6 protein-coding genes and 1 pseudogene are annotated in these 13,691 nt (G+C 36.8%); 1 reads left to right on the plus strand and 6 read right to left on the minus strand.

The genetic code is table 11. From position 1 onward, the window contains the following. Window positions 1-156: 156 nt before the first annotated feature. Window positions 157-744: pseudogene (locus BFN00_RS03710) on the plus strand (ATP-binding protein); the annotation flags it as partial. Window positions 745-930: 186 nt separating this feature from the next. Here BFN00_RS03710 and BFN00_RS03715 read toward each other — a convergent pair. The 6 genes from BFN00_RS03715 to BFN00_RS03740 all read right to left on the minus strand — a co-directional run bounded on the left by BFN00_RS03715 (window position 931) and on the right by BFN00_RS03740 (window position 13,683). After that, window positions 931-1,794 (minus strand): hypothetical protein, encoded by an 864-nt coding sequence (locus BFN00_RS03715; RefSeq protein WP_249449781.1) that lies wholly within the window; start codon window positions 1,792-1,794, stop codon window positions 931-933. A 109-nt stretch (window positions 1,795-1,903) separates the two neighbouring features. Next, window positions 1,904-5,074, minus strand: coding sequence for a type III restriction-modification system endonuclease (locus tag BFN00_RS03720; RefSeq protein ID WP_071850496.1), 3,171 nt, complete (start codon window positions 5,072-5,074; stop codon window positions 1,904-1,906). Between the two features lie 13 nt (window positions 5,075-5,087). Further along, window positions 5,088-6,980 (minus strand): site-specific DNA-methyltransferase, encoded by a 1,893-nt coding sequence (locus tag BFN00_RS03725; RefSeq protein WP_071850542.1) that lies wholly within the window; start codon window positions 6,978-6,980, stop codon window positions 5,088-5,090. 24 nt (window positions 6,981-7,004) lie between these two features. Further along, window positions 7,005-9,722: an ATP-binding domain-containing protein gene (locus tag BFN00_RS03730; RefSeq protein ID WP_071850497.1), complete on the minus strand. Its 2,718-nt coding sequence runs from the start codon at window positions 9,720-9,722 to the stop codon at window positions 7,005-7,007. 2 nt (window positions 9,723-9,724) lie between these two features. Further along, on the minus strand, window positions 9,725-10,405 hold the full coding sequence (locus tag BFN00_RS03735; protein WP_071850498.1) for a DUF4391 domain-containing protein: 681 nt from the start codon (window positions 10,403-10,405) through the stop codon (window positions 9,725-9,727). Window positions 10,406-10,407: 2 nt separating this feature from the next. Next, the gene (locus BFN00_RS03740; protein ID WP_071850499.1) at window positions 10,408-13,683 is read right to left on the minus strand and encodes a helicase-related protein; all 3,276 of its coding nucleotides are present in this window, start codon (window positions 13,681-13,683) and stop codon (window positions 10,408-10,410) included. Window positions 13,684-13,691 lie beyond the last annotated feature (8 nt).

Genomic DNA, 13,691 nt, shown 5'->3' on the forward strand with positions numbered 1-13,691 from the left:
TTTGATCCAATAGGCATCCACACAGGTCTACACGCGTAAGATCGTCGGCAGCGTCAGATGTGTATAAGAGACAGCTCCAAAAACAAGCATTTCCCATGCTTATTGGGGAGTAGATTATCACTTATAGGCGTGGTCTAAAATCCTAGAACCACATCACTGCAACAGCGATTGCTACAACAGAAAATTAAAAATTCAGGGCTCAATAAACGCTACCTGGATCGTGGCTTCAAGAATTATGTAGTTGCATGTCCTGCACAAGACAATGCCATCAAACTATGTCAGGCCTTTGCACAGCAAATTATTTCTGACCACAACCCGAACATGTTGATGATTGGTACACCGGGTACAGGTAAAACCCATCTGAGTGCATCAATTATTCGCAACATTCTGCATAACAGTACAAAATCTGCACGCTACTATACCAGTGCAGAAATTGCTCAAAAAATGATGGATACCTGGTCAGATGCTTCACGCTCTGAGAAAGAAGTCATCGACCATTTCTCCAGTTTTGATTTATTGGTGATTGATGAATATGGCCTGCATGACCGGCATGAAAAACGCCTGGAGATGGTGCATAAGGTTTTGTATAGTCGTTATGACAATATGAAATCTACCCTGCTGATTTCCAATTTCACAGTCCAAAATATGCAGCGGGATTTAGGTGTAAGATTATGGTCACGATTACATGAAAACAATTTGATTGTAGTACCGTGTTATTGGGATGATCGACGAATAAGCGGATAGCCAAACTCTTTGCTCAAGCCAATTATCTTCCGAGATAATTGGCTTTTTATAATTAGATTTTTCAAAATTGCATTAATTGCATATTCTTATTAAATGGACAGATATTCTTATTTGAAGCTGAACACCCGTTCTTATTTTACATGGACACCTCAGAAAATTAACTCTTAGATAAATTTCCATGAATTGTTAGAGTATACCTGTACCAGTCTGATTCTTTAACAAAGCAGCCAATTGAGAACCTGATTTAAACTTTTCCATATAAGAGCACCCTTGATTATTAGGAGCCCAATGTGGGCAACGCAAATAATACTGATCTAAAAGACTCATCCCATTCTTTTTCTTTTCTAAAATCATTGGTTCAGCATGAATAGGACAACAAACAATATCAATACCTTGTTTTTTATTTTGCAAATCAGATTTTAAATCCTCCATACGTTCTATAATACTTTCTGAAGTACTCTGATCCTGAATAATAATATTAAATTCTTGAGCTGAAAGACTAAATTCAGGTGCGGATGTATCTGTCATTAATGCTAAGTCTTGTCGAGATAAATTTTCACGATATTCACATAAACGAACCTGCTTATTATTGAAATACCAACCTGTACATCCCCAATAGAAATCTTGTGGATTAACATGAACTAAATTACGTGCCCACTGCAATTTCATAGGTCTTTGACATTTAGGGCATGTCTTTGCCATTGTATCTGCAAAAGCATTCCATTGAAGAATATGTGTTGTTTCTAGATCAATATCTACTTTATGAATATTATTTTCATTCTGTTGAAATCTATCAGCAGCAATAATTTGACTATCACTTTTAATACCTTGTTTTAGAAAATTTCTTTCTTCATCAAGCTTATACAACCTTTTACGTTGTTGTTCAGTAATACGTCCTGATTCATTCAGTTTTCTACGCAAAAATTGAATTTCTTGATTAAGCTCATGTATTTGATCTTGTTTTTTGTCTCGTTCATCATAGACAGTCTTTGTTACGATTTCTTTTGCAGTGAAATAAGTTTTGACTGTAGAAACCACTTCAGAAACCACACTCACTGCTGCACTGAAAAAGATCCAATGCCAAAAAACAACATATCAAAAAAGCCCATAATTTCCTCATAAAAGAAAGTCTATGACTTAGTCATAGACTTTCGATTGCTTATTTCACTAAATTCATCAAACTACCAAAACTATCAATCACAGAATATTGCACTGCATCACCTAATGTTTGATTTTCTTGATTTAAAGTAGTGAAGAACTTTTCAGCACTTTCAATTTTACGTTTCTCTTTTTCCCGTAGGTCACTGTCTAGCATTGAGCCTTTAGTTTCTGCAACGAAATAGATTTGGCGCACTTTATCCTTATTGAAAGCAATTGCCCAGTCGGGATTATAGCTACCGAAAGGCGTAGGGATCTGGAAACGATCAGGGAGTTTAGCGTAGACGACCACCTCATCTGCACCATCCAACTCTTCAACAAATTTACGCTCATTATCAGAGTCAGTGACTACGTAATCCCAGATATGGCGCTCTGCCTTGTATGCCTGTAATGGAATATTCTCATTACTTACAAATATTTCATTGTCAGGATAAGTGCTATCTAAAGGATTATATTTCAGTCCTTGAATGACCATTTTTGCTTGCTGTTCGTTGATGATACGACTCATTTCACGAATGAAAGCTTCTGGATTCAACTTAAACTGTGCAAATACCGCAGCGTTAATTCCCTGTAAGATTCGGGCAACCGTTTTACGAGTGAGATTGGTATCATCGGCAATATTGCCAATTAGGTCATAGGTCACTTGAGACTGAATAGAAATATTCGCAACCTCAGTTTTTGAAGTCACTTTCCCAAACATTTCTTTGGCTTTGACTTGCTCATAGGTGGATTCATCATTCTGCGTTGCTTCCGCAAGTTTATAACTCAGCGTTTCCACAAATTTGTTGTTACGCTCTTTAGCCGTACGTTCAACAGCACTAATGCTTTGCTCAATGAGTTTTTCAGAATCTAAATGAATTTGATAAACTGCTTTACGGTTAATACGAGACCATAAAGCCTGGAATTCTTTACGTTCTAAATTGGTTTGATTGATGTTATTGGTCAGCTTCTTATTGCCATCGTCTGCAATGCCTTCCAGAGCTTTAGGATCAAACAGCCCATCAATCAGCTTGTGAATTTGCTCAGTATATCCAACCAAGTTTTCAGGCAATTCAGCCAGCGTGCCTTGCTCTTTCGCTTCGTGATACTTTGGCGTTAACTGATCATTGTCATCAATATAATCATGCTTAGACAAATGCTTATTGATTTGCTTTGCCATCAATTCAGTGACTTCAACACTAGAACCATCTGATAACTTAAAGATTTTCCCTTTAAAGTAATCAGGCGTCGCTTGTGTCGGGCGGTTCTGAATCGTATTCAGAATTTCTGATTGTAGATTCGACACAAACTCTTTGTAACTTTCATTGGTCACAACTGTGAGATTATTCAGTTTATGAATTTCTCCTAAGGCCCCTTGGAAATGGTTGGTATCCATACGTTCGCCAAATTTATTCACTGCAAGGCGCATACCACGGCCAACTTCTTGGCGACGAGAAATTACATTATCTGAATGCTTTAAAGTACAGATCACAAACACGTTCGGGTTATCCCAACCTTCCCGTAACGCTGAGTGAGAGAAAATAAAACGAGTTGGCTCTTCAAAGGAAAGTAGGCGTTCTTTATCTTTTAAAATGAGGTCATAAGCGTCTGTATCATTGGATACCTGAGCTTCTTCAGCTTTCTTATCAATTGCTGGATTGGCAAGACGTTTTGATTTCTTATCAATTGAGAAATAACCGTTGTGAGTACGGTCTACCTCAATTGCTTTCAGATAGTCAAAATATGGGTCATTTTCTAAATTTAGATCCTCAATTTCATTGAGTACCTGTTGATACTGTTCCTTGAAAATTTGAACATATTCGCCATCTACAGGATTATTATCTTCATCATATTGACGATATTTAGCCACTTCATCAATGAAGAAAAGGCTTAAGACTTTAATACCCTGATTGTATAACTGACGCTCTTTTTGAATGTGTGCACGAATCGTTTCACGGATCTGAATGGTTCGCATGATTTTTTCATCAACATGCCCCAATGCTTCACCAACATGAATTTTTGTGCCATTCAAGAAAGTAACCGAATTATCTCGTGCATCAATGTCTGAAACTACGTAACGGTCATTGTATTGCTCAGCTTTATTGGAAATATCATAAAGGTTATCACCTTGACTAACCTTCCTTACTTCACGTTTAAAACCATTCTTGGTTTCAATCTCAACCTCTAGGCGAGCGACAGGTGAAGATTTAGATACAATGATGTCCTGTAAGTATAAATAACCATGTGTGCCCGTTAAGCCTTGTACTTCCACACCTTTTACAGTGATTTTTTTCACCAGTTTTTGGTTATAAGCATCCAAAGCATCCAAACGGTAAACAAGGTTATAGTTGCGCTTATGTGTCGCGGAATAGCGCAAAATAAATAACGGGTTGAAGTTAGATAAAGACTCTAGGGTTTTATCCGCGCCCATCTTTTGCGGTTCATCCAAGATCAAAATTGGACGGTTACGACTAATCACATCAATTGGACGACGCGATTGGAATTCATCCAGTTCATCATAAATACGACGGTTATCTTTACCTGTCGCATTAAACGCTTGAACGTTAATCACCATGACGTTGATCCCACCATTCGAGCTAAAGCTTTCCAAATGGTGTAATGCTTTGGAATCATAGATAAAGAAACGGGCCTTTTTGCCGTACTGTTCCTGAAAGTGATCAGCCATCATATTTAGGCTTTTGTAAACGCCCTCACGAATGGCAATGCTTGGTACGACCACAATAAATTTTGACCAGCCATACTGTTTATGCAGTTCAAACATGGTACGGATATAACAATAGGTCTTACCTGTACCAGTTTCCATTTCAATATCAAGGTTTAATGGGCTTTTGGTCAGGTTCTTGCCTTTGCCATTATCATCCGTGATGAGTTGAGATGATCTTTGTAATCCACTTGCTGCTTGTACTTCCTGAATGTTTTTCAGTACAGCTTGCAGATCAAAAATATGGGCATTCTCAAAACCAACATCTGCAATCACTTTTTTAGCCTTGCCACCTTGTAAGTCCAAGGTTTCTTCAAGCATATCAACCTGTGCCGTTGCTTTTTTTACTTTGGTTGCACCTTGGTCAATCATATAACGATGACCTTCAGAACGTGGTTGTCCTTTAAAGCAATCTACAATCGCTTGTACAGAGTCTCTTTGATAAGCAAGGGTTTTAAAACGGATTTCCATTATTTAAACCCTCTTAAAGAAACTTGACTTCGGTATCAGGAGAGAGCTGTTTAAAGCGTTCTTTGATATTGGTTTTATCATGGTCTAGATGAATGGCCTTTTCTGCCGATACGAAACGTAAAGGATAATCTTTGGCAACTTCATCAACGATATCGAAAGTCAAATCATCAAAACATGCGACAAGGCTATTGCCTGCAACGTAAAACACTTCTTTTCCTGCAACAGTTTTACGTTCAATCGGTAAAGAAAGTTCAAGCCCCCAATCTAGCATGACTTGGAATAATAAGTCTTCAGAAGTACGATCTGCTTTAATATGGTCTGCTAAATCTAAAATATCCGCTTGGGTATAGGCATCTGGGGTGTAATACACATCCTTCATATTGGTGGAGTCTATTTTTAGGACTCTGAAACCAATATCTAAATTTTCTATGCCTTCTTTACCAGCATTATCTTCTAGGATTTTTTTACCTGATCTTCGGATACGTTCTTTTGAAATTGAAGAAATTGTATTAAACCCTTGTTTATAGGCTAAAGATTTTTCATTATTCTGCTCATCAATTTGAATAAGAATAAAATGATGACTTGAATTATTTTTTATATTATAAGACAAAATTCCATGTGCTAAAGTCGCTGATCCAGCAAAGAAATCGAGATAAATATCATCTTCATCTTTACTTTCAACTAAAGCAATTAACCGTTCCATTAATTTTGTAGGCTTAGGTGTGTCAAATAGTCCTGTATATTCAGAAAAAAGATCTCTAATTTCAGATTTTGCACCAATGTTATGACCTGCATCCTCGTGGAACCACAAGGTGGTTGGAACAATACCTTGTTGAACTTCGCTTAAAAACTTTTTTTGATAAGGTCTAGATTTTCCATCTTTACCAAATGTAATCCGATTATCAGCTAACAATTCTTTATATTTTTCTTCCGAAACTACCCAACATCGACTAGGTGGAGGAGAAAATTCTATTCCAGTTGGGCCAACTATAATATAGTCATTTTTAGAGCTATAAGTTTTAACGGATAAATTTGTAGCATACCAAGGACCTCTAGGATCATTATCTGGATTAGAATATTTATTATCTAATTCTTCTGGTCTTGGGAATAGGTTTGGCCGCCATAATTCTTTATTCTTAGTATAAACCAATATAAAATCATGCATATCAGACAAATATTTAGCGTCATTCGATGCAGCATATTTTTTTTGCCAAATAATATTATTTACAAAATTATTTTCTCCAAAAATTTCATCACAAATTTTCTTTAGAGTTGCTTGCTCGTTATCATCAATACTTATACATATAACGCCATTTTCTTTTAATAAATTTCTAGCCAACTTTAAGCGGCTATACATCATACTCAACCAATCTGAATGGAAACGGCCATTGCTTTCAGTATTCGCAATTAAGCGATTTCCCTCTTCATCGACTTGATTGGATTTTTCAAAAAACGCTTCGGTGCTTTCAGCAAAATTGTCTTCATAAATAAAGTCATTACCTGTGTTATAGGGTGGGTCAATGTAAATCATTTTGACTTTGCCCAAGTAATTCTCTTGCAGAAGCTTTAGTGCTTCGAGGTTATCACCTTCGATAAACAAGTTTTCTGTCTTATCAAAATTAATGCTTTCATCACGGCATGGACGCAAAGTTTTTGCAATCGGTGCATTCGCTGTTAAAATCGCTTCTTTTTTACCCACCCAATCAAGACGATAGCGTTCCTGCTCACCTTCAACCAAAACTTGTGAAAGTTCTTGTTTAAGCAAGTCAAAATCAACAGCTTTTTTCAATTCACTATTTTCATCTTTGGTTTCGGTAATGCAGTTTGGGAATAGTGCTGCAATCTTTTCGATGTTGCTATCGACTAGGTTAGGGCTGTGCATTTTTAACTGGTCTTGGTTTGACATCTTCATCATCTCAATCATTTAATCTTAAAAATCTAAACTTTCCATATCCCAGTTTTCACCAAAATATGGACGTAATTGTTCAAGTGCTGATGGCAACTCACCAGTACAAGTCACCCCTAAATAATTGGCTGCTCGGGTTGCACCGACATATAAAAACTTCTGATATAAATCAGGATACTGCTGTAACAGTTGATCTACGCCAACAAAAAATACAGCCTCAAACTCTAGCCCTTTAATATACTCGATACTACATACACGTACATCCGTTGCATTGCCTACACTTTGACCTTGCAAACATGCAATCGCTTTTAAATTAAACTCATCTAAATTTTCTGTAAGTTTTTTCGCCATCGGCTGTACATCAGCTTCATCTTTTACCAAAACTACAATAGAAGGTAAAATTTGTTCTTCTGTATGATTGGTATTCACCAAACGCTCAATTTCCCCAATGCGTTGAGTAATCCAGTAAGCAATATCATCTAAATCATCATGATATTCTGCAATCACGGGGGCTAAACCCTCAAAGTCTGTAAACTTTGGCAATTCAGAACGTGCCTGTGTATCTTGTTCATCCATTAAATCTAAAATGGCATGGGTAAATTCATTTAATTTTGGACTCTGACGATACACTGTATTAATACGTGCAATTTTTAAATCAGGTGAAATCCACTCGAGTAAAACTAGATCTTTAATCCCTTGGGTAGTTAATCGTTGGTTAAAGTCACCACACGCAAAAAATGAATTAAGTAATGGATTCGTCATGGCTTGCATACAAGCAAGTTGTAGCGCAGAAAAATCTGTGGCTTCATCCACCATAATTTGGTCTTTAAACAAACCTTCACGTAAACCCTTAAGCTCTTGAAAAGCAATTTCATTAAGGTTTCTAACAATGTATGGCTCTTTCAACAAATCTTTTAAATTACGTAAAATCACCAACAAAATTAAATCTAATTCTGCTTGTGAGATCTTTTGTACCTCTAATTTTTCTTTGCTATAAAAATGTTGGTAATGCTCTTCTTTCCTAAATTTTTTATACAATCCTACAGGTTTTTTATAAACACGTTTCCAACAGTTTAGATTATGACGTAAACCATTTTGTAAAGTAATACTTCGCCCCAATTGTAGTAATCGCTCTTCTGAAGGAAGCTTTTCCCCTAACCATTCAGCAATTTTGGCATCCTTACTACCTTTCTTAAACGTTTTTTTCAAATAGTGATAACGTGCTAATTTTTTTAAAAACTTTTGATATTCAACTAAAGCTTTTGCTTCTTGTGAATGCGTGACAGAGCCAGCTTCTACTTCATCATCATCGTAATCAGCCTCTTCATCATCTTCTTCAGCATCTACATTTTTGAAGTTATTTAAAAAGCGAGCTAAATCTTTCAAAATATCTTCATTCTTGTTAATCAGTAAATTCCGCTCTTCTTGAATAATTTTATCGCTCACTAATTTTTCACTTTCAATCATTTTTTTAATTTGATTTTCTAGTTCAAAAAGTTGGCGATATTTACTCAATACTTTCGTATCACTTTCAATAATGTTACGAATTTTTACAATGAGTTTTTCATCATTTAAACCCGAGGCTTGCTGTAAAATTTTAATGCCGTTGTTTAACTCTAAATTTAAAGCATTTTCTATATAAGATTGAAAACTACTATATAAAAACTGTGGATCATCAACATATTGTTGTTTGATATTTTCACTTGTTTCTATCGAGAATCCTGAGCCATTTGTCGAGCTTCTTAAAATGCTAAAGTTCTTACGTGCAATATTTTTAGAATAATCTAACCAGGTCTTTAGATTATCTCTAATGGCTATGCCTTCTATATTAAATGCTTTAAATAAATATTCTTTTAATAGCTCTGAAGGCGTAAACATCAGCCAATCATTAAATCCTTGACCATCCCTACCTAATTTTTTTAAAAGTCCTTCTTCAATCTCAGATAGTACCCCTTGAGATTTATCAAGTTTTTGTCCTAGACGTTTAATTAAAGTTGTGGTTTTACCTGTACCTGGTGGCCCTAAAATAATACGTTGTGAGTTTACGGGTAAACGAAAAATTTCATCTTGGTATTCATCAAGCGCTGCTTGGTTACGTAAAGACATGCCTGAGCGTATATTACGGGTCAAATTTTTAATTTTACCTGCTGTGGTCTGTTCTTCTTCGGCAATTGCTTGTAAATATGCTTCTACATCTATACCTTGCTCTTCTAAATTATCAAGCAATGCTCTAAAAGACTCTAGGTTAATTTTTTCTTCTTCTGAAAAAATTTCAACTGCAAATCCATCCCATAATTGTTCAACTTGGCGTGGTGTAAATTTAATTTTTTGACCAATATAATATTCTTGTTCCTTAATCGGAAAATCTGCACCTGGCGATAAAGATGCAATTCGCCCCATAGGGGCACGATAACTAACAAAATCAATCAGTTTTGTCCGCCAAACACTCAAGCCTGTTGGTGGAGCAACCTGTGAAATATAAATACTCCGACAATAATTTCCGTCAACATCTTCCAAATCCACACGCATAAATACAGGTTCAGAAGCTAAAATTAAACTATCTCGTCGAATAGAATCAGAAGCAGTTTCTAAAGCCAAAAAAGCATTATCAGTAAATGAGTTAGCAGTAATTACATCCTGTGAATAACCTGACAGTTTTAATGCATCTTTTGCTTTATTTGAAATATCAGCAAGAATATCCACTGTATCTTGCGCAATCTCTTGAATTCCTTTATCTAACATGCTTACCCCCTTCTTACTTGAGCGAGTTGCGATTCTAATTCACTCATTTTTTTATTTAATTCAACCTTCCGATTAAATTGCCTTTCATTTCTTAACTTAGACTGCAACTGATTAAGCTGCTTTTGCAAGCTTTCAAGTTGTTGAACTTTTTGTAATTGAAGTTCAATAGAAACCGATTCATTATCGTTTTCCTGATCTTTACTTAATGCAATCGGCAATATCTGTGCGATGAAATGTTCATATAGATCAGCCAGTTTTAAGTAAAGAGGCAATTCAACACGATCTGCATCTTCCAACCAATCAGAAGCATAATATTGACCTAGCACCGCTTTAGTTTTGTCTGCTTGGTTCAAACGCTTATAGGTTGCAACAACTTTCACTTTATCTTGATAAACAACTTCAAAAACAATTGGAGTTAGAATGAGTTTATCAATGAAAGATAGAATCGACACATCTAAATCTTCAACCCGACTTTTCACCCGAAAGATTTGAATTTCCTTCAAATCTTCCTGATCTTGCAGGTGAATTGTAGATGAGGCCAACTTGTAAGCCCACCGTATATTTTCCACTTGATCAACAAATAGCTGTTCGATTTTGGTATTGGCTTTTCCTTGCTCATAAAACTTATTTTTCGGAATTAACCGATCAACTTTAGCCTGGGGTGGAAATTTATATAACTTCATGATCAAGATTCTTCAATCACAATAAAACTAATAAGCTCAAAGTCATTTAATCCAGAAACTACATCCACTAACGCAGAAGTACTCAAACCTGAGAAAAGGCTATCAATATCCTTTTCCGCTTTTACGTCCTGAATGGTATGAATCACAATATCCAACAATTCTGAATATTGGCTCATATCTCGTCCATCATTGGTTTTCTCATTAAACTTTTCATACGCTTCAGGAATTGGATGATCTTTTCCTCGACATGCTTTACGTGCTACATCCAATAAATATTTGGCTTGGGTGTAGTCATAAACGACTTCACCGCCTTGATTAATATAAACTAAGTAATATGGATATAGGCGGTTGCTTTGGCTGTTAGGCGACTCAGGATGTCGTGCTCTTAGGGTGAAAATTACTCCCGCATTTAAACCGAGTTCTGGCTGTGCAGGCACAACAGTATGTAGTCCATTCGGTAATCGCTCCAATTCAGGATGCTCTTCCATATAGCCAAGCAAATCCATACGGAAGTCATTCAAACCTAAATCAGTAATAGAAACCCCTGTGTTGGCATCTTCCAAGTCTAAAACTTCAGTTTGTAGCTTCTGTAATTGTTCACGACGATAGGCAATATCATTGGCTTGAGCACTGAGAACGTTGTCATCTCCCGTACTGGTCATATCGACGATCACCATGCGATTCTCGACCCGTTCTCGCAAGTTAATATATTCATCTAGGCTAATGTCAGGCCAGTAATTAACGAGCTGAATGACGCTGTTTGATGAGCCAATACGATCCACACGCCCAAAGCGTTGAATGATGCGTACAGGATTCCAGTGAATATCGAAATTAATCAAATAATCACAGTCCTGTAAGTTTTGTCCTTCAGAAATACAGTCCGTTGCAATGAGCACATCAATTTCTCTGGATTCTTCAGGGAATACGTCTGCTTTTTGCTTTGATTGTGGAGAGAATAGAGTGAGCAAGCCCTGCATATCATAACTTTGACGGCTTCCCACTCTGGTCTTAATCGTTGAAGTATTATCACTGCCGATCACTTTGGCACTGTGCAGACCATAGGTTTCTAGCAAAATCGGAGCAATATGCTCATAGATATAATTCGCTGTATCCGCAAAGGCAGTAAATATGATGACTTTACGGTTATTGGCATTAATTGGGTTCTGAATTTTCTCAACAACATGCGCTTTAAGATGTTGTAGTTTGGCATCCTTTTCAGCGTTAATTGGCTGAATCATTCGCAATAAACCGAGAATAATGTGGTAATCACCGTCTAGATCCGTTTTCCAGCTCAACAGATCCATATCAGCCAAATGAATTTTTAGCTTATTACCAATAAGGTCTTCAGTATTGAGCAATTCGCCATTCTCATCTTCATCGTAGCCAAAGTCTGGTGAAATACTGACTTCATCATCCGCCTGACGAGCTTCAAAGTCCGCAATTTTAGCGAGTACATTTTCAATATTTTTCTTTAAAACGTTCAGCGTCAGCCTAAACGCATGGACAGAACTTTCCAGGCGTTTCAGCAAGTTGACCGTCATTAAGGCCTGTAAACTTTTTTCACGGTCTACCTGCCTTAATTTACCTTTGCCTTCTACACGAGTATCAAAAATTTCTTCATACTTTTTTAAAACACTTGGAAAGATATAACTGACTGGTGCATAGACTGACATCTTAATTAAAGACAGATCTGCATAAATTTGATTCAGAGAAACACTATCCTGATCGGTCGATAATGCACAACGGAATGAAATTGGCTTGAGTCGTTGAGGAAACTGTCCAATATCTTTGGTGTCATAGAAGGTTTGAATGTGCTTTCTTGAACGAGCAATCGTCACGCTATCTAACAGCTTAAAGAAATCGAAATCTAGAAGGTTAAGAATTGCTTGAGTTGTCCGTTGGGCAGGATCTAGTTTTGCCCAGGCATTAAAGCTGGTCTGTGCTCTACGGAATATGGTTTCTATATCACGTTCAGTATCGAGCTTATTTTCCAATAAAGCTGCATTTCCTTCATAAGCAAGGGCAAGCTGATTCTTGAGATCGGTAAAATGGTTATTCACTGGCGTAGCAGACAACATTAGCACTTTGGTTTTCACGCCCTGACGAATCACTTGATTCATTAAGCGGTCATAACGTGTTTCACGATCCTTAAACGTGCCACGGTTACGGAAGTTATGCGACTCATCAATCACAACTAAGTCATAGTTCCCCCAATTGATTTTCGCCAAATCTATGCCTAGGGTTTCACCACCTTTACGAGAGAGATCCGTGTGATACAGCACATCGTAGCTAAAACGGTCTTTAGCAAAAATGTTCGTGACTAGGTTGGCGTTATAATTCGTCCAGTTTGCTCCCAATTTCTTAGGACATAAAACCAGAACGCTCTTATTGCGTAATTCATAGTATTTGATTACAGCCAATGCAGTAAAGGTCTTACCCAAACCAACACTATCCGCCAAGATACAACCATTATACGTTTCGAGTTTATTGATAATGCCCACTGCTGCATCTTTTTGAAAATTGAACAGCTTATTCCATACTAAGGTATCTTGATAACCTGTCAGGTCATTAGGCATGACATCTGCATTGATATCTTCCAAGAAGTCTTTGAAGATGTTGTAAAGCATTAAGAAATAAATGCGTTCAGGTGGATTTTCCTGATAGACAGACTCAATGTGTCGAATAATTTCACTAGTGACATCTTCAACTTTTGATGGGTCATTCCAAATTTGATTGAATAGCTGAATATAGGTTTGTACCATCGGCTGCTCATCAAAGCAGTTCACCATGTTGGAAATGGCATTGCCTTTTTCAAAGCCAAGTCCCATCGGGGTAAACCCCTGAATAGGCATATACGTTAAAGACTGCTCAGGTTTTTGGATGCTGATAAATTCCTGCATCGGTGCATTGCTATTGTTCGACTTAAATGTTGCTTTTCGTCGTATCCAATCTGCACACTCTTTAGCAATTGCCTTTTGTGATAACTGATTTTTCAAGTGAATCTCAAATTCAGTTCCATACAGACTACTTTCACGATCTTGTTTAGGAATTACAAATTCACGTTTTTCCTTTTTTAGCTTATCTGTGACGTTATCAGCGACAAAGGTTGGGGACGTAAAGACAAATTGTAGTTCTTCGATCTTTTCTAATTCTTTTTTTAAGGCGGCATACGCATAAATGGAAAAGTATGAGGCCGCTATCTTTAATCTCGATTTACTACTTAAACTATCCCCAATATCTGAACCTAAAGTGTTATTAATGTTATCAATGAGTTTCATTTGTCAAA

It is taken from the genome of Acinetobacter sp. AR2-3 (assembly GCF_001878775.1).
GTDB classification, from domain to species: domain Bacteria; phylum Pseudomonadota; class Gammaproteobacteria; order Pseudomonadales; family Moraxellaceae; genus Acinetobacter; species Acinetobacter lwoffii_D.